At 63.6% G+C, this 20,096-nt stretch carries 20 protein-coding genes, 1 tRNA gene and 2 riboswitches; of the genes, 12 read left to right on the top strand and 9 right to left on the bottom strand.

Translation table 11 applies throughout. The features are described 5' to 3' along the window. The first annotated feature begins 15 nt into the window (after nt 1-15). The 9 genes from K3152_RS08180 (at nt 16) to K3152_RS08140 (ending at nt 11,180) form a co-directional block, all read left to right on the top strand. On the top strand, nt 16-987 hold the full coding sequence (locus K3152_RS08180) for an ArsR/SmtB family transcription factor (protein WP_221573594.1): 972 nt from the start codon (nt 16-18) through the stop codon (nt 985-987). After that, nucleotides 984-1,904 carry a methylenetetrahydrofolate reductase gene (gene metF / locus K3152_RS08175; protein ID WP_221573593.1) on the top strand — a complete coding sequence of 307 codons (921 nt, stop codon included), beginning with the start codon at nt 984-986 and terminating at the stop codon, nt 1,902-1,904. Before K3152_RS08180 ends, metF begins: the two co-directional genes overlap by 4 nt. Nucleotides 1,905-1,909: 5 nt before the next feature. Continuing rightward, nucleotides 1,910-2,950 carry a homocysteine S-methyltransferase family protein gene (locus K3152_RS08170; RefSeq protein WP_221573592.1) on the top strand — a complete coding sequence of 347 codons (1,041 nt, stop codon included), beginning with the start codon at nt 1,910-1,912 and terminating at the stop codon, nt 2,948-2,950. Then, nucleotides 2,950-5,565, top strand: coding sequence for a methionine synthase (gene metH / locus K3152_RS08165; protein WP_247713274.1), 2,616 nt, complete (start codon nt 2,950-2,952; stop codon nt 5,563-5,565). The genes K3152_RS08170 and metH overlap by 1 nt, the downstream gene beginning before the upstream one ends. Before the next feature lie 57 nt (nt 5,566-5,622). Beyond that, nucleotides 5,623-5,720: riboswitch (glycine riboswitch) on the top strand. After that, nucleotides 5,721-5,820: riboswitch (glycine riboswitch) on the top strand. A 52-nt stretch (nt 5,821-5,872) separates the two neighbouring features. Continuing rightward, complete coding sequence (gcvT, locus tag K3152_RS08160; RefSeq protein WP_221573591.1) at nt 5,873-7,045, top strand: glycine cleavage system aminomethyltransferase GcvT; 1,173 nt, start codon at nt 5,873-5,875, stop codon at nt 7,043-7,045. A gap of 4 nt (nt 7,046-7,049) precedes the next feature. Further along, a complete protein-coding gene (gene gcvH, locus K3152_RS08155; RefSeq protein ID WP_221573590.1) occupies nt 7,050-7,421 on the top strand; it encodes a glycine cleavage system protein GcvH in 372 nt (123 codons plus the stop codon). 42 nt (nt 7,422-7,463) lie between these two features. After that, complete coding sequence (gene gcvPA, locus K3152_RS08150; protein WP_221573589.1) at nt 7,464-8,831, top strand: aminomethyl-transferring glycine dehydrogenase subunit GcvPA; 1,368 nt, start codon at nt 7,464-7,466, stop codon at nt 8,829-8,831. Beyond that, nucleotides 8,828-10,435: an aminomethyl-transferring glycine dehydrogenase subunit GcvPB gene (gcvPB, locus tag K3152_RS08145; protein WP_221573588.1), complete on the top strand. Its 1,608-nt coding sequence runs from the start codon at nt 8,828-8,830 to the stop codon at nt 10,433-10,435. Before gcvPA ends, gcvPB begins: the two co-directional genes overlap by 4 nt. A 16-nt stretch (nt 10,436-10,451) precedes the next feature. Beyond that, nucleotides 10,452-11,180, top strand: a complete 729-nt coding sequence (locus K3152_RS08140; RefSeq protein WP_221573587.1) for an Nmad3 family putative nucleotide modification protein — start codon at nt 10,452-10,454, stop codon at nt 11,178-11,180. A gap of 139 nt (nt 11,181-11,319) precedes the next feature. Here K3152_RS08140 and mmsB read toward each other — a convergent pair whose 3' ends face one another. From mmsB to K3152_RS08120, 4 genes are read right to left on the bottom strand one after another with little or no spacing between them, the layout of a single operon-like run. Beyond that, entirely contained in the window at nt 11,320-12,186 is an 867-nt protein-coding gene (mmsB, locus tag K3152_RS08135) for a 3-hydroxyisobutyrate dehydrogenase (RefSeq protein WP_221573586.1), read from the bottom strand. Between the two features lie 40 nt (nt 12,187-12,226). Next, entirely contained in the window at nt 12,227-13,009 is a 783-nt protein-coding gene (locus K3152_RS08130; protein WP_221573585.1) for an enoyl-CoA hydratase-related protein, read from the bottom strand. Continuing rightward, entirely contained in the window at nt 13,006-14,061 is a 1,056-nt protein-coding gene (locus K3152_RS08125; protein ID WP_221573584.1) for an enoyl-CoA hydratase/isomerase family protein, read from the bottom strand. Before K3152_RS08125 ends, K3152_RS08130 begins: the two co-directional genes overlap by 4 nt. A gap of 8 nt (nt 14,062-14,069) precedes the next feature. Further along, entirely contained in the window at nt 14,070-15,224 is a 1,155-nt protein-coding gene (locus tag K3152_RS08120) for an acyl-CoA dehydrogenase family protein (RefSeq protein ID WP_221573583.1), read from the bottom strand. A 166-nt stretch (nt 15,225-15,390) separates the two neighbouring features. Here K3152_RS08120 and K3152_RS08115 point away from each other — a divergent pair, with 166 nt between their 5' ends. Next, a complete protein-coding gene (locus tag K3152_RS08115) occupies nt 15,391-15,588 on the top strand; it encodes a YgaP family membrane protein (RefSeq protein ID WP_221573582.1) in 198 nt (65 codons plus the stop codon). Here the strand turns inward: K3152_RS08115 and K3152_RS08110 are convergent. The 5 genes from K3152_RS08110 to K3152_RS08090 form a co-directional block, all read right to left on the bottom strand. After that, the gene (locus K3152_RS08110) at nt 15,585-15,974 is read right to left on the bottom strand and encodes a RidA family protein (RefSeq protein ID WP_221573581.1); all 390 of its coding nucleotides are present in this window, start codon (nt 15,972-15,974) and stop codon (nt 15,585-15,587) included. The two genes, K3152_RS08115 and K3152_RS08110, sit on opposite strands and share 4 nt — an antisense overlap. Then, the gene (locus K3152_RS08105) at nt 15,971-16,225 is read right to left on the bottom strand and encodes an I78 family peptidase inhibitor (protein WP_221573580.1); all 255 of its coding nucleotides are present in this window, start codon (nt 16,223-16,225) and stop codon (nt 15,971-15,973) included. The genes K3152_RS08110 and K3152_RS08105 overlap by 4 nt, the downstream gene beginning before the upstream one ends. Before the next feature lie 44 nt (nt 16,226-16,269). Continuing rightward, nucleotides 16,270-16,746, bottom strand: a complete 477-nt coding sequence (locus tag K3152_RS08100; protein ID WP_221573579.1) for a hypothetical protein — start codon at nt 16,744-16,746, stop codon at nt 16,270-16,272. A gap of 28 nt (nt 16,747-16,774) precedes the next feature. After that, nucleotides 16,775-18,283 carry a CoA-acylating methylmalonate-semialdehyde dehydrogenase gene (locus K3152_RS08095; RefSeq protein WP_221573578.1) on the bottom strand — a complete coding sequence of 503 codons (1,509 nt, stop codon included), beginning with the start codon at nt 18,281-18,283 and terminating at the stop codon, nt 16,775-16,777. Nucleotides 18,284-18,371: 88 nt separating this feature from the next. Further along, complete coding sequence (locus K3152_RS08090; protein ID WP_221573577.1) at nt 18,372-19,586, bottom strand: DUF819 family protein; 1,215 nt, start codon at nt 19,584-19,586, stop codon at nt 18,372-18,374. A 114-nt stretch (nt 19,587-19,700) separates the two neighbouring features. On the opposite strand from K3152_RS08090, the gene K3152_RS08085 reads away from it, so the two are divergent. After that, nucleotides 19,701-19,774: transfer RNA gene (locus tag K3152_RS08085), tRNA-Gly, on the top strand. A 60-nt stretch (nt 19,775-19,834) separates the two neighbouring features. Next, on the top strand, nt 19,835-20,083 hold the full coding sequence (locus K3152_RS08080; protein WP_221573576.1) for a DUF6356 family protein: 249 nt from the start codon (nt 19,835-19,837) through the stop codon (nt 20,081-20,083). Nucleotides 20,084-20,096 lie beyond the last annotated feature (13 nt).

Here is a 20,096-nt window from a genome sequence, read left to right as displayed (position 1 = left end):
ATATGTAGCTCAAGAATGAAAACCGACGCCATCTTCCGTGCCCTTGCCGACCCGACCCGGCTGCGCATCATGCGCTTGCTCGGATCGATGGAGCTGGCTGTGGGTGAGGTGGCGCAGGCGCTGGGGCAGAGCCAGCCGCGCGTGTCCCGCCATATCGGTATCCTGTGCGATGCCGGACTTGCCGAAAGACGGCGCGAGGGAAGCTGGATATTCCTGCGCGCCACTTCGGATGAAAAAGGTGCGGTTCCAGTGCGCTCCGACATTGCACGCCTGCTGGCCCGCTCCGAAACGCTGGACCCGGCGTTCCATGAACAATGCGAGGCGGACCGCGCGAAGCTTGCTGAAATCCGTGCCGCGCGCGAGGCGCAGGCACAGGAGTATTTCGCCAACCACGCGCATGACTGGGACGAACTTCGCCGCCTGCATTCCTCGGACGAGCAGATAGAGCAGGCGCTGGCCGATGCGCTGGGAGGGGGGCGGCTGGGCCGCTTGCTCGATATCGGCACCGGCACTGGTCGCATGGCCGAGCTGTTTGCAGAGCGCGCCGACCATATCGTCGCGCTCGACAAGAGCCTCGCCATGCTGCGCGTCGCCCGCGCCAAGCTGCAGCACATCTCTGCCGACCGCGTGGAAGTGGTGCAGGGCGACTTCACCAGCCTGCCCTTCGCGCCCGACAGTTTCGATACGGTCCTGTTTCACCAGGTTCTGCATTTCGCCAACAGTCCCGCCGCCGCGCTTTACGAGGCAGCCCGCGTGACCACGCCCGGCGGCCGCATCGCCATTGTCGATTTCGACGCGCACCAGCACGAGGAATTGCGCGAGAAACACGCCCACGCCCGCCTGGGGTTCGCCGAGGAGCAGATGCTCGACCTGCTCGATGATGCGGGGTTCGAGCCGCAACCGTCGGTCTCGCTCGACGATGGCGAAATCGGTATCAGGATTTGGATCGCCCGGCGCCGCCGCGCTGCAGAAAGGACCTTCGGATGAGCCCGACGCTCGACCAGATGCGCGAAGCCCAGCGCGCGCTGGAAACACCCCTTTTCTCCGGCCTTTCCGGCGATATCGAGACAAGCTTTGAGTTTTTCCCGCCCAAGACGGAGAAGATGGCCGAGACCCTGTGGCACAGCGTCGAAACGCTTGCGCCGCTCGGCCCGCGGTTCCTTTCGGTGACTTACGGCGCGGGCGGTTCGACCCGCGAACGCACGCATGAAGCCGTGCGCCGTATCGTCAGCGAAACCGACATACCCGCCGCCGCCCACCTCACCTGCGTGCAGGCGACCCGCGAGGAAGTGGACCAGGTCGCGCGCGAATATTGGGAAGAGGGCGTGCGCCACATCGTTGCCCTGCGCGGCGATGCTCCCGATGGCGCCAATGGCTATACGCCGCATCCCGGCGGCTACCAGAATGCGGTCGACCTGATCGCGGGCCTGAAGAAAATCGCCGATTTCGAAATCTCGGTCGCGGCTTATCCCGAGGTCCATCCGGACTCGCCCGACCGGCAAGCCGACCTCGACAACCTCAAGCGCAAGTTCGATGCGGGGGCGACTCGCGCCATCACCCAGTTCTTCTTCGAGCCTGAATGTTTCTTCGATTTCCGCGACAAGGCCGCTGCCGCCGGTATCGAGGGCGAAATCGTGCCGGGCATCATGCCGGTGCTGAGCTTTGCCGCCGTCCAGCGCATGTCGGGCCTGTGCGGCACGGCCATACCCGACTGGATGGAGGGCCTGTTCGAGGGACTCGACGAACGTCCCGAAGCGCGCCAGCTGGTCAGCGCCACCATCGCCGCCGAAATGTGCCGCCGCCTCTATGCAGGCGGCGTCCGCCAGTTCCACTTCTACACCCTCAACCGCGCCGAGCTGAGCTATGCCATCTGCCATATGCTCGGCCTGCGCCCGAAAGCGTGACCGCCATGTCAAAGCGCGAAGAATTCGCAGCCGCAGCAGCGAAGCAAATCCTTATCAAGGACGGCCCCTACGGAACCGAAATCCAGCGCGCGAAGCTGGCCGCGGAAGACTATGCGGGTGACACTGGCCTCGCTCATGACCAGAAGGGCAATAACGACCTCGTCAACCTGACCCAGCCGCAGGTCATACGCGCCATTTGCGACAGCTACATCAATGCGGGCGCGCATATCCTCGCCACCAACACCTTCAATGCCAACCGTATCAGCCAGGCCGATTACGGGGCGGAGAGCCTCGTGCATGACATCAATGTCTCGGCCGCGCGTATCATCCGCGAGGCGGTCGATGCGCGAACCGATGGCGTAGCGCGCTTCGTGGCCGGCGCGATGGGGCCGACCAACAAGACACTGTCGCTTTCGCCCGATGTCGAAGACCCGGGCTTCCGCGAAGTGACCTTCGATGAAATCGTGGACGTCTATGTCGAGCAAGCGCGCGCGCTGCTGGAGGGCGGGGTCGATTTCATCCTCATCGAGACCGTGTTCGACACGCTCAATTGCAAGGCGGCCATCATGGCAGTGAAGCAGCTCGAGCGCGAACTCGGCCGCGACATCCCTCTGATGATTTCGCTCACCCTTACAGACCTTTCGGGACGAAACCTGTCGGGCCATACGGTCGAGGCATTCTGGCACACGGTGCGGCATGCGAAGCCGCTCACCATGGGCCTGAATTGCAGTTTCGGTGCAGAGCAGTTGCGACCTCATGTGCAAATCCTTTCGGACATCGCCGACACTTATTTGATGGCTTACCCGAATGCGGGCCTGCCCAACGACCTCGGCGAATATGACGAGGTCCCTGAAACGACGGCGGGCCTCACCAAGGTCTGGGCCGACAATGGCCGTGTGAATGCGCTCGGCGGATGTTGCGGCTCAACGCCTGCTCATATCGCTGCCATGGCGAAGGCCGTGACCGGTATCGCGCCCCGCCAGGTGCCCGAGGTCGCGCCGGACATGCACCTCGCCGGTCTCGAACCCTTTACGATTGCTGCCTGATGAGTGACCTTACCACTGCCCGCTTCGTCAACATCGGCGAACGCACCAATGTGACCGGTTCGGCTCGGTTCAAGAAGCTCATCCTTGGCGACGATTATGAAACCGCAGTCGAGGTCGCGCGCGACCAGGTCGAGAACGGCGCGCAGATCATCGACGTCAACATGGACGAAGGCCTCCTCGACGCCGAAAAGGCGATGACCACCTTCCTCAAGCTGATTGCCGCCGAGCCCGACATCGCGCGCGTCCCGGTGATGATCGACAGTTCCAAATGGGATGTCATAGAGGCGGGGCTGAAATGCGTGTCCGGCAAGCCGATCGTCAATTCGATCAGCATGAAGGAAGGCGAGGAGCAGTTCCTCGATCACGCGCGCAAGTGCATGGATTACGGCGCCGCCGTGGTGGTCATGGCCTTCGACGAGACGGGGCAGGCCGACACGAAGGACCGCAAGGTCGAAATCTGCAGCCGCGCCTACGACCTGCTCACCGGCATCGGCTTCCCGCCCGAAGACATCATCTTCGACCCCAATATCTTCGCCGTGGCGACTGGTATCGAGGAGCATGACCGCTACGGTCTAGACTTCATCGAGGCGGTGCGCGAAATCAAGCAGCGCTGCCCGCTCGCCAAGACTTCGGGCGGCCTCTCCAATCTCAGCTTCAGTTTCCGCGGCAACGAGACCGTGCGCCGCGCTATGCATTCGGTGTTCCTGTTCCATGCCATTCCGGCGGGGCTCGACATGGCCATCGTGAACGCGGGCCAGCTCGACGTCTACGACCAGATCGACCCCAAATTGCGTGAGGCGTGCGAGGACGTCATCCTCATGCGCCGTCCGGACGCGACGGAACGGTTGATCGAACTCGCCGAGAGCTATCGCGGCAAGAGCGCGGCGGACGAGAAGGCCGCCGAGGAATGGCGCGGCTGGCCGGTCCAGCGGCGGCTCGAGCATGCGCTGGTCAAGGGCATCGACGCGCATGTGGTCGAGGACACCGAAGAAGCGCGTGAACTGGTCGCGGCCTCGGGCGGACGGCCCATCGAGGTCATCGAAGGCCCGCTGATGGACGGCATGAATGTCGTCGGCGACCTCTTCGGCAGCGGCAAGATGTTCCTGCCGCAGGTGGTGAAATCGGCGCGCGTGATGAAGAAGGCGGTTGCCCACCTCATCCCTTTCATCGAGGCGGAGAAGGAAGAGGGCGCGAAAGCCAAGGGCGTGATCGTCATGGCGACGGTGAAGGGCGACGTCCACGATATCGGCAAGAACATCGTCGGCGTGGTGCTCCAGTGCAATGGCTATGAGGTGGTCGACCTTGGCGTCATGGTGCCATGGGCGAAAATCCTCGAAACCGCGCGCGAGGTGAAGGCGGATATGATCGGCCTCTCCGGCCTCATCACGCCTTCACTGGACGAGATGGTGACCGTGGCCGAGGAAATGCAGGCGGCGGGCATGGATTTGCCGCTGCTCATCGGCGGGGCGACCACCAGCAAGGTCCACACTGCGCTGCGCATTGACAAGGCCTATGACGGGCCGGTCATCCATGTGCTCGACGCGAGCCGCGCGGTGGGCGTCGCGAGCCGCCTCTTGTCCGACACGCAGCGCGACGAGTTCGTCGAGAGCACTGCTGCGGACTATGTGAAAGTGCGCGAGGCCCGCGAGGGCAAGGCGCAGAGCGTGCTCCTCAGCCTCGAAGAAGCGCGCGCGAATTTCTTCGACGCCTATCTTTCCGACAAAGCCGCGCCGCCGCTCAAGCCCGGCGTGCATGCCTTCGACGATTGGTCGCTTGCCGACCTGCGCGACTATATCGACTGGACACCCTTTTTCCGCGCTTGGGAATTGCACGGCACCTATCCGAAAATCCTCGACGACGAGGTGGTGGGCGAGACCGCGCGCCAGCTGAAGGCCGATGCCGACGCGATGCTCGACCGCATTATCGAGGGCAAGTGGCTGACCGCGCGCGGTGTCGCAGGCTTCTGGCCCTGCGCGCGCGACGGCGACGATGTCACTATCCACGCAGGCGACGGCGAGACGCACACGGTCCTGCCCTTCCTGCGCCAGCAGGTAAAAAAGAGCCGCGAGCGCGCGAACATGTGCCTTGCCGACTTCATCGACCCGGCGGGCGACTGGATTGGCGGGTTTGCCGTCGGCATCCACGGCATCGAACCGCATTCCAAGCGTTTCCTCGAGGACAAGGATGACTATTCGGACATCCTCCTCAAAGCACTCGCCGACCGTTTTGCGGAAGCCTTCGCCGAGCGCCTTCACCAGCACGTCCGCACCGATCTCTGGGGCTATGCGCCGCAGGAACAGCTGACCAACGAAGCGCTGATCAAGGAAGAATATCGCGGCATTCGCCCGGCCCCCGGCTATCCGGCCTGCCCCGACCACAGCCTCAAACCCATTCTTTTCGACCTGCTCGATGTCGAGGCGAACGCCGGCCTGACGCTGACCGAGAATTTCGCGATGTGGCCTACAGCGGCTGTCAGCGGCTTCTATTTCGGCCATCCGGAAGCGGAATATTTCGGCGTCGCGCGCATCGGGCGCGGCCAGCTGGAAGATTACGCCAAGCGGCGCGGTGTGGATATCGCCACGGCAGAGCGCTGGCTGAGGCCCAATCTGGATTGACCCGGCGGGCATAGTCGCGCAGGGCATTTCCCGTCGGCTGCGGAAGCGATTCTGCGGCAGGCGCGCACGGGAGAGCCTGTGCGGGGACACCCCGCGCAGCGCCGAAGGAGCAACCGCCCCGGAAACTCTCAGGCACTTGGGACCGTGCGCTGCCATCGACACTCTGGAAAGCGTCGCCCGTCCGGGCGACCACCGAAGGGGTAAGCGTGCCCATCTGCACGCCAGTCTCTCAGGTTTCCCGACAGAGGGGGCATGGGTTGGTTTGGCGCGTCGGCAGGCGCGCTCCCATGCTTTTGAAGGACGGGACTTGAGCGAAGAAAACGAAACCATCGATGAAGTGCAGACGCTGCCGCTGGATGCCTGGCATCGTCGCAAGGGCGCCCGCATGGTGCCCTTCGCGGGCTATGAAATGCCCATCCAGTACGAAGGCATCGTCGCCGAGCACAACTGGACGCGCGAGCAGGCGGGCCTGTTCGATGTCAGCCACATGGGCCAGCTCATGGTCACGGGCGAGAACGCTGCCGAGGAACTCGAAAAGCTCCTGCCCGGCGCCATCGCTTCGCTGAAACCGGGCCGCACGCGCTACTCGCTGTTGATGGCCGAAGATGGCGGCATTCTCGACGACCTGATGGTCACCAACGCCACGCCGTGGATCGAAGGCGACGAAGAGGAAGGTACCGAAGGCCATTGGGGCGAGCAGGCTTTTTACCTTGTCGTCAATGGCGCGATGAAGTGGGACGATATCGCCCATCTTCGCGAACATCTCGATGACGATGTGACGCTCACCCACATGGAGGACCATGCGCTGGTGGCTCTGCAGGGGCCGAATGCCGCGACCGCGCTCAACCGCGTGATGCGCAATGTCATCGACGACCTGGTGTTCATGGATTCGGTCTGCCACGATTTCGGCGAATGGCCGCTGCGCATCACCCGCTCGGGCTATACCGGCGAGGACGGCTTCGAGATCTCGATCCCTGCCGAGCATGCCGAAAGCCTTTGCAACCGTCTTTGCGCCGAAATCGAGGTGCGCCCCATCGGCCTCGGCGCGCGTGACAGCCTGCGCCTCGAAGCGGGCCTGCCTCTTTACGGTCACGACATCACCGAAGAGACCGACCCGGTCTCCGCCGACCTGCTTTTCGCGCTGACCAAGAAGCGCCGCGAGGAAGGCGGCTGGATGGGGCACGAGGCGGTCGCCAAGGTCCTCGCCGAGGGGCCTGCGCAAAAGCGTGTCGGCCTCGAAATCGAAGGCCGCATGCCCGCCCGCGAAGGCGCGCTCGTCTATTCTGGCGACAAGCAGGTCGGCCGCGTGACCAGCGGCGGCTTTTCGCCCACGCTCCAGCGCCCGATTGCCATGGCCTATATCGACACCGCCCTCACCGAAGAGGGAACCGAACTCGAAGTCGAGGTTCGTAAGAAGAGACTGCCCGCGAAGGTTGCATCGATGCCCTTCGTCCCCAACCGCTACTACAGAGGGAAATGACCTGATGGCCCGCTATTTCACCGATGAACACGAATGGATCGACCTCGAAGGCGACACCGCCACGGTCGGCATCACCGATTTCGCGCAAGGCCAGCTGGGAGACATCGTCTTCGTCGAACTGCCCGAGGTCGGCACCATGGTCGAAAAGGGCAAGGACGCAGCTGTGGTCGAGAGCGTCAAGGCGGCGAGCGACGTCTACGCGCCGCTGTCGGGCGAGGTAGTCGAGGTGAACGATGGGCTGGAAGACGATCCGGCGCTGGTCAATTCCTCGCCCGAGGAAGACGGCTGGTTCTTCAAGATGACCGTGTCCGACAAGTCCGAACTTGAAGGGCTGATGGACGACAAGGCCTACAAGAGCTTCTGCGACGGGCTCTAATTCCCATCCTTGCTCCGCAACACGGGGCCTACGAGGTTGTAAATGCGCTATTTGCCGCTGACTGATGCCGACCGTTCGGCGATGCTTGAGAAAATCGGTGCGCCTGATGTGGACGCGCTTTTTGTCGATGTGCCCGAGGAGGCGCGGCTTTCCGGTCCCATCGAGGGCCTGCCGATGCATGCCAGCGAAATGGCTGTGGAAAAGCATATGCGCCGTCTGTCGAAGAAGAATCTCGCGGCAGCCGATGCGGCCTTCTTCCTCGGGGCAGGGGCCTATCGCCACCATGTGCCGGCATCCGTCGACCACATCATCCAGCGCGGCGAGTTCCTGACCGCCTATACGCCCTACCAGCCCGAAATCGCGCAGGGCACGCTGCAGATGCTGTTCGAGTTCCAGAGCCAGGTCGCACATCTCTATGGCTGCGCGGTGGCCAATGCGAGCATGTACGATGGCTCGACCGCCTGCTGGGAAGCGGTGGCGATGGCGAGCCGCATTGCTCGGGGCAAAAAGCGCAAGGTCGTGCTCTCGGGCGCGCTGCACCCGCATTACGCCGAGGTCGTGAAGACCATGGCGAAGTTCACCGATGACGAGATTGCGCACGCCAAGCCCGCGATGCAGGCCGCGCCGGACACGGACGGACTTATCTCCCGTATCGATGGGGACACGAGCTGCGTCGTGGTGCAATATCCCGACATCCTCGGCCGCGTGACCGACCTCCAGCCGATTGCCGATGCTGCGCATGAAAAGGGCGCGCTGCTAATCGTGGTCAACACCGAGCCAGTGGCTTTGGGCGCGATCAAGTCGCCCGGCGAAATGGGCGCGGATATCGTCGTGGGCGAGGGCCAGTCGATTGGCGTCGGCCTGCAGTTCGGCGGCCCCTATCTCGGCCTCTTCGCGGTGCGCGACCCCAAGCATGTCCGCATGATGCCCGGGCGCCTCTGCGGCGAAACGCAGGATGCCGAGGGCAAGCGCGGCTACGTTCTGACGCTCTCGACCCGCGAGCAGCATATCCGCCGCGAGAAGGCGACCTCGAACATCTGCACCAACTCCGGCCTCTGCGCGCTGGCGTTCAGCGTCCACATGACGCTGCTGGGCGAAAAGGGCCTGCGCCAACTTGCCGCCGAGAACCATCGCCTTGCGTGCCTCGCCGCCGACAAGCTGGCCGAAGTGCCGGGTGTCTCGGTACTCAACGACAGCTTCTTCAACGAATTCACCATCCGTATCGGAACCGATGCCCGCGCGATTGTGCGCGGCCTCGCCAAGGACAATGTCCTCGCCGGCGTCTCGCTCGGTCGCCTCTTCCCGCAGCACGAAGAACTGGCCGACGGCCTCATCGTCGCGGTCACTGAAACCACCACGGAGGAGGACATCGAAACCCTCGTCTCCGCGCTGAAGGAGGTGCTGGCATGAGCACTCCCAACCAGTCCGGCTGGAAGCCCGGCAGCCCCGTTCAGGACCACAATGCGATGAGCGGCCCCGACACCGTCACCGGCAATCGCGCGCTGATGCTCGAGGAACCGCTGATTTTCGAAATCGGCACCACCGATACGACCGGCGTGGATCTGCCCGAACCGGCGGGCGGCGCGAACCGCCTCGGCGGGCTCGACCGCAGCGAGAGCATCGGCCTTCCCGGTCTCTCCGAACCGGAAACGGTGCGTCACTACACGCGCCTTTCTCGCCAGAACTACGCCATCGACCTCGGCCTCTTCCCGCTCGGCTCATGCACGATGAAGCACAATCCGCGCCTCAACGAGAAGGTCGCGCGGATGCCCGGTTTTGCCGACGTGCACCCGCTCCAGCCGGTCGACACGGTGAAGGGCGGTCTCGAGGTCATCAACGAGCTGGCCAACTGGCTCATCGACCTCACCGGCATGCATGGCGTCGCGATGAGCCCCAAGGCGGGCGCGCATGGCGAGCTTTGCGGCATCCTCTGCATCCGCGCTGCTCTGGAAGCTCGGGGCGATGCGCGCGAGGTCATCCTCGTTCCCGAAAGCGCGCATGGCACCAATCCTGCCACTGCCGCCTTCGCCGGGTACAAGATCGAGGATATCCCCGCCAATAGCGATGGCCGCGTGGACCTCGATGCCCTGAAGAGCCGTCTCGGCCCCGATGTTGCCGGTGTGATGATCACCAACCCCTCGACGCTCGGCCTGTTCGAGCGCGACCTCAAGGCCATCTCCGATGCGGTCCACGAGGCGGGCGGCTTCGTTTATTGCGACGGCGCGAATTTCAACGCTATCGTCGGCAAGGTACGCCCGGGCGACCTCGGCGTCGATGCGATGCATATCAACCTCCACAAGACCTTTTCCACCCCGCATGGCGGCGGCGGTCCGGGTTCGGGGCCGGTGGTCCTCTCCGAAGCGCTCGCGCCCTATGGCCCGCTCCCTTACGTGGTGCGCGGCAAGGATGGCGAGGTGCACCTCGTCGAGGAAGAGAACGCCGACGAGTTCGAGCACACCAAGGCCTTCGGCCGCATGACCGCCTTCCACGGCCAGATGGGTATGTTCACCCGCGCGCTGGCCTATATCCTCAGCCACGGTGCGGATGGATTGCGGCAGGTGGCAGAGGACGCCGTGCTCAACGCCAATTACATCCTGCGCAGCCTCGAAGACGTGCTCGACGCGCCCTTCGGACACAGCGGCCCCTGCATGCACGAGGCGCTGTTCAGCGATAAGGGTTTTGCCGAGGATATCTCGACGCTCGACCTCGCCAAGGCGCTGATCGACGAGGGCTATCACCCGATGACCATGTACTTCCCGCTCGTGGTGCATGGCGCGATGCTGGTGGAACCGACCGAGACCGAAAGCAAGGCGACGCTCGACCAGTTCATCACCGCGCTTCGCAGCGTGGCCGAACGGGCGCGGGCGGGCGACGAGGCACTCAAGACCGCGCCGCATTACGCACCGCGCCGCCGTCTCGACGAGACTTTGGCAGCGCGGAAACCGATCCTCGCCTGGGAGGAGCCTAATCCCCCCGCCGGCACGCCGACAATGAGCGAGCAGGGCGGGCGTTGAGCGCCCTCGCGCGGTCATGAGGATTATCTTCAGCCGCAAGGGCTTCGACAGCGCGGCAGGCGGCGGGCCTTCGCCGATCGTGGACGACAGGCCGCTTAGCCTGCCCATCCCGGCGGGAGTGGCCTCGGGCACGAGTTATGGCGACCTTGGACTGGGCGAGCATGCCTCCAAGGCCAGTCGCGGCAAGCTGGGTCCGGACGACCTCTGCCACCACGATCCGATGTTTTTGGACGATGGCACCTGCATTTTCGGACAGGTCGGGGCGGCCCAAACACATCTCGCCAACCAGGGCGTGGGTCTGGGCGATGTTTTCCTCTTCTTCGGTCTTTTTCGCGAGGAGGAAACGTGCGAGCCACACCACCGCATCTTCGGCTTTCTCGAAGTAAAGCGGATGGTGCATTTGGGGGAATCCGACGAGGCTGACCGACGCGAATTCTCGGATGTGCACCATCCGCATGCGCTTGAAATGCACGGCTCCAATGACTGTCTCTATGTCGGATCTGGTGCCACTGCGAACAGCGCCAGCGATACGCTACGCCTGACGGTTCCGGGTGGACCTCCCAGCCTCTGGAACCACCCCGAATGGCTCCGCAAAGGCGGCCTCAGCTACCACGACCGCGACGACCGGTGGCTGCGTGGCGGGCGGCTCAGGAGCGTTGCGCGGGGGCAGGAATTCGTCGCCGATATCGGCCGACGACAAGCCCCCCGCCGCTGGCTGGCGCAAGTCCTGAGCGAATTGGGCTAAGAATTCAGAATTAATGCAGATTTGGGTACAAGACTCGTAAGGAAACGCGGGTTACATGGACCTCGGTATCGCGGTGCTGCCCCGAGCCTTTCGGCCAGTCGCCCTATTGGCGGCGTCGCGATACCACTTCCCTAAAAAATCAGAGCGTCTTGATGACCGCCGAAAAGTCGAGCCCGCCGTTTTTCTCGGCGAAGGCTTCGTAGATTTCTGTCGCGTGCTGCCCCAGCGCGGTCTTCGCATTGACGCTGCCCGCCGCTTCCATCGCGAGGCGCAAGTCCTTGAGCATCAGCGCGGTGGCGAAGCCGCCCGCATAGCCATTGTCGGCGGGGCTTTCGACGCCCACTCCGGGCATCGGCGTGTAGGCGTTGAGCGGCCAGCAATAGCCCGAGGACTGGCTCGAAATCTCGTAGAACTTCTGCGGGTCGAGGCCGAGCTTTTCGGCCATCGTCATCGCCTCGGTGGTACCGATCATCGTGATGGCGAGCAGCATGTTGTTGCAGATCTTGGCCGTCTGGCCTGCACCAGCGTCACCAGCGTGGATGACCGCCTTGCCCATGGCCTGGAGAATCTCTTCAGCGCGCTTGAAAGCCTTGTCGGTTCCGCCGACCATGAAGGTGAGCGTGCCGCCATTGGCCGCCGCAATCCCGCCCGAAACGGGGGCGTCGACCATGTCGTATCCAGCCGCCTCGGCCTTGGCGATAACGTCCTTGGCGGTGGCGACGTCGATGGTCGAGCAGTCGAGCAGCACCGCGCCTTCGGGTGCGTGGCTGATGACGCTGGCTTCGTAGACCGACTTCACGATGCCGCCATTGGGCAACATGGTCACCACGCCCTCGACACCTTCGACGGCTTCAGCGGCATCGGTGAAGGTCGCGCAGCCATTGTCTCGTGCCGTCGCCAGCGCTTCTTCCGAAAGGTCGAAGGCATTCACCTCATGCCCCGCCTTGACGAGGTTCGCGGCCATCCCGCCGCCCATATTGCCGAGGCCGATGAAGGCGATTTTCATGTTCTCTCTCCGCGTTTTCTTTTGCTCTTGAGGGTCGGGCTTACCGGCCCTTCCACTTGCCCTCGCGCTTTTCGACGAAGGCGGCCATGCCTTCGGCCTTGTCCTCGCTCGCGGTGAGGATCTGGAAGATGCGGCGTTCGATGATCAGGCCCTGGTCGAGGCTTGTCTCGAAAGCGGCATTGACCATTTCCTTGTTCGCGATCGCAGCCATAGGTGGCATCGCGGCAATCTGCGCGGCAGTCTTCATGGCATCCTCGAGCAAATCGTCATGCGGGACGACGCGCGCGACGAGGTTGCTGCGCTCGGCTTCCTCTGCGCCCATCATGCGGCCCGTCAGGCACATTTCCATGGCTTTCGATTTGCCGATGGCCTTGGTCAGGCGCTGCGAACCGCCCATGCCGGGAGCCACGCCGAGCTTGATTTCGGGTTGGCCGAACTTGGCGTTTTCCGAAGCGATGATGAAGTCCGCCATCATGGCAAGCTCGCACCCACCGCCCAGCGCAAAGCCGTTCACCGCGGCAATCCATGGCTTGCGGGTCTTCTTGACGATTTCGCTGGTCCAGGGCGCGAAGAAATCGTCGAGATAGAAGTCTGCCGCTTCCTTTTCGCTCATTTCCTTGATGTCGGCGCCTGCAGCAAAGGCCTTGTCGCCCGAGCCGGTGAGCACTGCGCACAGCTGGCTGCTATCGGCCTGGTAGGCGGCGAAAGCCTCGATGAGTTCGTCAAGCACCTTGCTGTTGAGCGCGTTCAAGGCTTTGGGGCGGTTGAGGGTAATCAGCGTAACCGCGTCACGCTTTTCGACGGTGATAGTTTCGAAGCTCATAGGGGTTTCCATTCCTCATCGGCGGGAAGCGGGGCGAAGATGCTGTCGAGCAGTTCCTCGCTCACGCCCTCGGGCGTTGCCGGGTCCCATTTGGGGTCGTTGGTCTTGTCCACGATGACCGCGCGCACGCCTTCGGCAAAATCGGGGCGGGTCAGCACGCGGCTGGCGATGCGGTATTCCATCACCATGTTGTCGGCGAAGCTGCCGAGGTCCTTGCTCGTCGCCAGCTGGCGCAGCGCGACCTTGCAGGTCTGCGGGCTCTTGGTGCCCAGCGTGTGCAGTTCCTTGGTCGCCCATTCGTCCCCTTCGTCAGAGGCTTTTTCGAGGCTGGCGAGGATGTCTTCGTAACGGTCGGAAGCGAAGTGGCGGGCAATCTTGTCGGCATTACCCTCGATACGCGCCTTGGGCGGCGTGCCCACGGGTTCGGACAGGATACCGCGGATGCGGTCGGGCTTCTCGATGATGCGCGCCTTCACATCGGCGAGCATGTCGCTCGGCACATAATGCGTGGCGATGCCTGCCCAGAGGCACTCCGCCCCATCGAGCCGCGCGCCCGTCAGCGCGAGGAACTGTCCGAGCCGTCCGCCGAGCCGCGAGAGGTGCCAGCCGCCCCCCACATCGGGGAAGAGGCCGATGCCGGTTTCGGGCATGGCGAAGCGCGTGTTCTCGGTCGCGACGCGGTAGGTGCACGGCAAAGCAATGCCCACGCCGCCGCCCATGGTGATGCCGTCCATGAAGGCCACGATCGGCTTGTCATAGGTCATCATCTGGTGGTTGAGCTGGTACTCGTCGTGGAAGAACTTGCGGCCACTCTCGCCGCCGTCGTTCAATGCGGAGTGGCGCAGCAGGTTGATATCGCCGCCGGCGCAGAACCCGCGTCCTTCCGAATGATCAAGGATCACGGCCTCAATGGTATCGTCCTTCGCCCATTCGGTGAGTGCCGCGCTCATCGCATGGCACATGTCGAGCGTTAACGCGTGCAGCGCCTTGGGACGGTTCAGGGAGATATGGCCGACGCGGCCATGGGTGTGGATGTTTACGTCTTCGGTCATGGCAAGGCTCACTGGCGCAGGAGGTCGCGGCCCACGATCATGCGCATGACCTGGTTGGTGCCTTCGAGGATCGAATGCACGCGCAAGTCGCGCCAGAACCGCTCGATGGGATATTCGCGCAAATATCCGTAGCCGCCGAAGAGCTGCAGCGCGTCGTTGACGATCTTGCTGCCGCTGTCGGTCGCGAGGCGCTTGGCCATGGCGGAGAACTTGCTCTTGTCGGGCGCGCCGTCGGTGACCTTGGCCGCCGCGAGATAGAGCAGCGCGCGGGCCGCCTCGAGGTCGGTCGCCATGTCGGCGAGCATGAACTGCGTATTCTGGAAGTCGGCGATGGGCGTGTCGAACTGCTTGCGGTCCTTCGTGTATGCCACAGCCTCGTCGAGACAGCGCTGCGCCCCGCCCAATGAACAGGCACCGATGTTGAGGCGGCCACCGTCGAGGCCCATCATCGCGAAACGGAAACCTTCGCCTTCATCGCCGACACGGTTGGCGACGGGGACGCGGGCATCCTCGAAGATGACCTGCGCGGTGGGCGAGGCATTCCAGCCGAGCTTCTTCTCGGGCTTGCCGAAGGAAATGCCGGGCGTGTCCTTGTCGATGACGAGGCAGGTGATGCCCTTGGTCTTGTGGTCGCTGGTGCGGACCATCGTGACATAGACATCGTTGAAGCCGCCGCCCGAAATGAACTGCTTGGTGCCGTTCAGGACATAGTGGTCGCCGTCGAGCTTCGCCGAGGTTTTCAGCCCTGCCGCGTCCGAGCCGCTGCCCGGTTCGGTCAGCGCATAGCTGGCGATCTTTTCCATGGTGACGAGGTCGGGAAGGTATTTCTCCTTCACCTCCGCGCCGCCGAACTGGTCGATCATCCATGCGGCCATGTTGTGGATCGAGATATAGGCGCTGGTCGCCGGACAGCCATAGGCCATGGCTTCCATGATGAGCGCTGCTTCCAGTCGTCCGAGGCCGATGCCGCCGCTTTCTTCGGAAACGTAAATCGCCCCGAAGCCGAGCTCGGCGCTCTGCTTGATGACGTCGCGCGGGAAATGCGACTTCTCGTCCCATTCCGCAGCGTGCGGCGTGATGTTGTCGGCGGTGAAGCGCTGCGCCATTTCCTGGATCTGCAGCTGCTCTTCGGTGAGCTGGAATTGTCCTGCATTCGTAGTCATGTCGCGCGCTCTAGCCCCCCCGTTGCCGCAAGGGAAGGGGGCCGAGCGGCTTATCGGGAAGGATTGCAGGAGCGATGATTTGCGCTTTCCATTCCTTGCCAAGGTGACCGTGTGAAGCGTAGCAAGATTGCGGCGGGCATTTCGCTCGCGCGATGGAGTATCAGTCATGACGAAGAATATGGGATCGCTCGACAAGGCCTTGAGGCTGATTGCGGCCGCCGTTCTCGTGGCGTTGGCGCTCACGGGGTCGATTACCGGTACGTTTGCCGTGGTGGCCTATGTGGTTGCCGCCATATTCGTCGTGACCAGCCTGGTCTCTGTTTGCCCGGCCTATCTGCCCTTCGGTATCAGCACCAGAAGCTAGCCGCGGACCAGCGCTTCGGCTTCGATTTCGACCCGCCATTCGCGGCGGCAAAGCCAGCGCGCGCCGACCATCGTTGCGGCTGGCCGGGCCTCGCCGAAAAAGCGCGCGTGGACTTCGCCTACGGCTTCCTGATCGTCGAAGTCGGTCAGGAACATGCGGGTGCGCACGACGTCGGCTGCCGTTCCGCCCAATTCCTCGATGGCGCGCAGGATGAGGGTGCAGCAGCGCGTCGCCTGAGCAGCGGCATCACCTTTTGTGGAAGAGCCGTCATCCTCGACCGGGCCGGTGCCGGCGACGATGATGCGATTGCCTTCGCGCACCGCGCGGGCAAAACCGAAGCGCGCCTCGAAGGGGGAGCCGGTGAAGGCGCGGGTGGAAACGCTCACCCGCAATATATCCGGGTGATGAGGCCTTGCTCGTCGTAGATGACGTTCACACGGTCCTCGCGGTAATCCATGGTGAAGACGCTGTCGGGCGCGCCCCAGCGCAGGCGGCGGGCGTCGGTCATGTCGAGCACGCTGTTGCCGATGGAGGAGCTCGCCTTGCGCCCGATGAATTGCTGCGCCTCGGTGGCGTTGCAGGCTGCGGGCGGCGCGTCGGGCGCTTCGATGCCGCCGGTGGGCGGGGAAGAGGTCATGCAGGCCGCTGCAGAAAGGGCGAGGGGGAGGGCGGCAAAGCGCATCATGCCTGACACCGGACGAGGTCGAAAGGTTCGAACTGCTCGCCATCGCCGGCGGACGAGGTGAGCGTCTGCCCGTCATCGGAAAGCGCGTAGGCGCGGGCTGTCTCGGCGGTTTCTCCTTCCCCGCTGACCGTCATGGCCACGCGAATGGTCGACGGGCCATCGATCGCGACAGAGGTGACTTCGCCGGTTGATTCGTGGAAGCGGATGCGATCGCCCGCGATCTCGAGGCGCATGTCGGAACGGCTGGAGCAATCTTCTGCCGAGGCATCCCAGCTGCCGTGAAAGCGATCCGGAATGCGGTTTTCTTCTACCACATCGGGCAGCGGCTCCGCGCCGTCGCCGATCCCGCCATCGGGTTCGACGGGTATCATCGTCTCTTCGGCCTCGGGCCGGTCCTCGATGGGTTCGGCGCAGGCGGAAAGCGCGAGCAGGGCGAAGGGAAGGGCGGAGCCGAGGAGGGTGAGCTGTTTCATGCCCCTTCCAACGCTCCGCCCGACATTCTTATCCCATGGTCGGAATGACGAAGGCGTTCGACCCGTCACCGCCGCCGTCGGGCCAGCGTTGGGTGACCTTCTTGGTCTTGGTCCAGAAGCGCAGGCCTTCCATGCCGTACTGGTCGATGTCGCCAAAGCCCGAGCGCTTCCAGCCGCCGAAGCTGTGATAGCTTACGGGCACAGGAATGGGCACGTTGATGCCGACCATGCCGACGTTTACGCGGCTCGCGAATTCGCGCGCGGCGTGGCCGTTGCGGGTGAAGATGGCGACGCCATTGCCGTACTGGTGCTCGCTCGGCAGCTTGACCGCTTCCTCGAAGTCCTTGGCGCGCACGATCTGGAGCACGGGGCCGAAGATTTCTTCCTTGTAGCTGTCCATGTCGGTGGTGACGTGATCGAGCAGCGTCGGGCCGACAAAGAAGCCGTCCTCATAGCCCTGCAAAGTGAAACCGCGACCGTCGATCACGACTTCGGCGCCTTCCTTCTCGGCCGTATCGATCCAGCCTTCGACGCGCACCTTGTGCTCGGGCGTGACGACGGGGCCGTAATGCGCGTCCTTGTCAGTCGAGACGCCGACGCGCAGCGCGTTGATGGCGGGGATGAGCTTGTCGCGCAGGCGGTTGGCGGTGTCCTCGCCCACGGGGACCACGACGGGCAGCGCCATGCAACGCTCGCCAGCCGAACCGAAGGCCGCGCCCGCAAGGTCGTTTACCACCTGGTCGAGATCAGCGTCGGGCATAACAATGCCGTGATTCTTCGCGCCGCCGAAGGCCTGCACGCGCTTCGCATTCGCCGACCCGCGCGAATAGATATACTGCGCGATGTCCGAGGAACCGACGAAGCTGATCGCAGGGATGTCGGGATGGTCGAGGATGGCGTCGACCATTTCCTTGTCGCCATGGACGACCTGCAACAGGCCCTCGGGCGCGCCCGCTTCGAGAAACAGTTCGGCGAGGCGGACCGGAACGCTCGGATCGCGCTCGGAAGGCTTGAGGATGAAGGCATTACCCGCCGCAATCGCCATGCCGAACATCCACATCGGGATCATCGCGGGGAAGTTGAACGGGGTGATGCCTGCACCGATGCCGAGCGGCTGGCGCATCGAATAGACGTCGATGCCCGGACCCGCGCCCTGCGTGTACTCGCCCTTGAGCGCCTGCGGGATGCCGCAAGCGAATTCGATGACTTCGAGCCCTCGCTGCACGTCGCCATGCGCGTCGTCGACGACCTTGCCGTGCTCGCTCGACAGCAGCTCGGCGAGCTCTTGCTTGTGCGTTTCGACCAGCTCCTTGAAGGCGAACATGATGCGGGCGCGGCGCTGCGGATTGGTCGCGGCCCATTCGGGCTGGACCTTCTTGGCGTTGTCGACAGCCCGCTGCAGCAGCGCGGCATCGCCCAGCGCGACTTCGGCCTGAACCTCGCCCGTCGACGGGTTCCAGATCTTGTGGGTGCGAGTGGCGGAACCTGCGGCTCCGCCCCCCGAGAAATTAGCGATGAAATGGTCAACCTGACGCATGGGGGAATCCTCTCTTTTCTTGCCAACGGCCTTGGCAAGCGAGAGGTCCAAAATCAACCGGTTTCAGATGAAACCTTTGCTCGATGCGTCAGCCGACTTGCGCCATCAACTGCGCACACAGGATGGCGCCATAGGTCCCCAGCGCATAGCCCAGCACCGCCAGCAGCACGCCGACCGGCGCAAGGGCGGGGTGGAACGCGCCCGCCACGACCGGAGCCGAAGCTGCACCGCCGACATTGGCCTTGCTCCCCACCGCGACGAAGAAGAACGGCGCTTTGATAATCTTGGCGACCACCAGCAGCAGCACGATGTGGAACAGCATCCAGATCGCGCCGATGGCCATGAAAGCGGGCGCGTCCATGATCTTCGTCACGTCCATCCGGGTGCCGATGATGGCGACCAGCAGGAAGATGAAGAGGACGCCGAACTTGCTCGCACCAACGCCTTCCAGTTCGCGCGCGCGGGTGAAGCTGGCGATGAGCCCGGCCGTGGTCGAAATGACGACGACCCAGAAGAAGCTGCTCGCAAGCGTCGCATCCTCGCCCTGCAAATCGGCGAAGAACCCGCCGAGCCATCCGCCGAGCAAATGCGACAGGCCCACCACGGCAAAGGCAACACCGAACAAAAGGACATAGTCGTTCGCCTTCGCGACGCGTTCGATGCTGTCGGAATAGTCCTGCATCGTTTCCTGCAACCGCGTGATGGAGGAACTGTCCGCGCCCAGCCACTTGTCGACCTTCTCATGCGCGCCAGCACCATAGAGCAGGAAAATCATCCAGATTTCGGCGACGATGATGTCCACCGCGAGCAGGGCTGAGAAGCCCTCGATGGGATATTGGTAGACCTCAAGCATGGCGGTCTGGTTCGCGCCGCCGCCAATCCAGCTGCCCGCCAGCGTGGCAAGCCCGCGCCATGCTGCGCTATTGCCTTCACCGATGATGGAAGGGTCGAACTGCGCGACAATCCACAGCGCGAGCGGGCCGCCGAGGATGATGCCCACCGTCGCGGTCAGGAACATGATGATGGCCTTGTTGCCGAGGCCGAGGATACCCTTGATGTCGATGCTCAGCGTCATCAGGAACAGCGCGGCGGGCAGGAAATAGTCCTTGGCAATCGGCCACAGCTGGCTTTCCGACGTGTCGATGAGCCCGCTCGTCACGAAGAGCGAGGGCACGAGATAACAGACGAGGATGATGGGGACGAAAACGTAGAACCGCTTCCAGCCCGGCCGGTCGCGCGTTGCGAAGACGAAGGCCAGAAGTGCAGCCAGCAGGCCGAGAATGATACGATCGTCGCTAATCATGGGTAGTGCGTCCCGCTCCCGATTGGTCCCTTGGGAAATGGCCTAGCGGCGTTTGCTGCGAAAAACCATGTTGACCGGCAAACCGGCCACAGGCACATCGCACTGCTCGGGCGAGCGGGTGTAGCTCAATGGTAGAGCAGCAGCTTCCCAAGCTGACGACGAGGGTTCGATTCCCTTCACCCGCTCCAGAATAATTGTGCGCTACCGCGCTTCGCGCTATTCGGGCGCGAGGGAGGCTACCAACGCACATGAAACTCTTTACCGACCACCCCCGCTCCGTTGGCGAAACCTATGGCGAGCATTTTGCTGTGGCTTCGGGGACCGGCGCAAAGATGATTGCAGCGGGTCTCGCCTGCTGGGTTCACGCAGTCTTTCCTTTCCTGTGCAAGACAACCGGCAGCAAGGCCATCTTCGCGCTGCATAAACGCATGATCCAGGGCCGCGAAAAATATGGCGGTAAGGCCACGCAGGGCGAACAGCGCGACTGGTGCATCTAAGACCGGCCCGGAC

This window comes from Qipengyuania polymorpha, from assembly GCF_019711435.1.
Taxonomy (GTDB): Bacteria; Pseudomonadota; Alphaproteobacteria; order Sphingomonadales; family Sphingomonadaceae; genus Qipengyuania; species Qipengyuania polymorpha.
Note: the sequence above shows the minus strand (reverse complement) of the source record. Positions and strands in the feature narration are given on the sequence as shown.

Coding starts and splice junctions, on each gene's coding strand:
- K3152_RS08180 (WP_221573594.1), top strand. CDS start 16: ATGAAAACCGACGCCATCTTCCGTGCCCTTGCCGACCCGACCCGGCTG.
- metF (WP_221573593.1), top strand. CDS start 984: ATGAGCCCGACGCTCGACCAGATGCGCGAAGCCCAGCGCGCGCTGGAA.
- K3152_RS08170 (WP_221573592.1), top strand. CDS start 1,910: ATGTCAAAGCGCGAAGAATTCGCAGCCGCAGCAGCGAAGCAAATCCTT.
- metH (WP_247713274.1), top strand. CDS start 2,950: ATGAGTGACCTTACCACTGCCCGCTTCGTCAACATCGGCGAACGCACC.
- gcvH (WP_221573590.1), top strand. CDS start 7,050: ATGGCCCGCTATTTCACCGATGAACACGAATGGATCGACCTCGAAGGC.
- gcvPA (WP_221573589.1), top strand. CDS start 7,464: ATGCGCTATTTGCCGCTGACTGATGCCGACCGTTCGGCGATGCTTGAG.
- gcvPB (WP_221573588.1), top strand. CDS start 8,828: ATGAGCACTCCCAACCAGTCCGGCTGGAAGCCCGGCAGCCCCGTTCAG.
- K3152_RS08140 (WP_221573587.1), top strand. CDS start 10,452: ATGAGGATTATCTTCAGCCGCAAGGGCTTCGACAGCGCGGCAGGCGGC.
- mmsB (WP_221573586.1), bottom strand. CDS start 12,186: ATGAAAATCGCCTTCATCGGCCTCGGCAATATGGGCGGCGGGATGGCC.
- K3152_RS08130 (WP_221573585.1), bottom strand. CDS start 13,009: ATGAGCTTCGAAACTATCACCGTCGAAAAGCGTGACGCGGTTACGCTG.
- K3152_RS08125 (WP_221573584.1), bottom strand. CDS start 14,061: ATGACCGAAGACGTAAACATCCACACCCATGGCCGCGTCGGCCATATC.
- K3152_RS08120 (WP_221573583.1), bottom strand. CDS start 15,224: ATGACTACGAATGCAGGACAATTCCAGCTCACCGAAGAGCAGCTGCAG.
- K3152_RS08115 (WP_221573582.1), top strand. CDS start 15,391: ATGACGAAGAATATGGGATCGCTCGACAAGGCCTTGAGGCTGATTGCG.
- K3152_RS08105 (WP_221573580.1), bottom strand. CDS start 16,225: ATGACCTCTTCCCCGCCCACCGGCGGCATCGAAGCGCCCGACGCGCCG.
- K3152_RS08100 (WP_221573579.1), bottom strand. CDS start 16,746: ATGAAACAGCTCACCCTCCTCGGCTCCGCCCTTCCCTTCGCCCTGCTC.
- K3152_RS08095 (WP_221573578.1), bottom strand. CDS start 18,283: ATGCGTCAGGTTGACCATTTCATCGCTAATTTCTCGGGGGGCGGAGCC.
- K3152_RS08090 (WP_221573577.1), bottom strand. CDS start 19,586: ATGATTAGCGACGATCGTATCATTCTCGGCCTGCTGGCTGCACTTCTG.
- K3152_RS08080 (WP_221573576.1), top strand. CDS start 19,835: ATGAAACTCTTTACCGACCACCCCCGCTCCGTTGGCGAAACCTATGGC.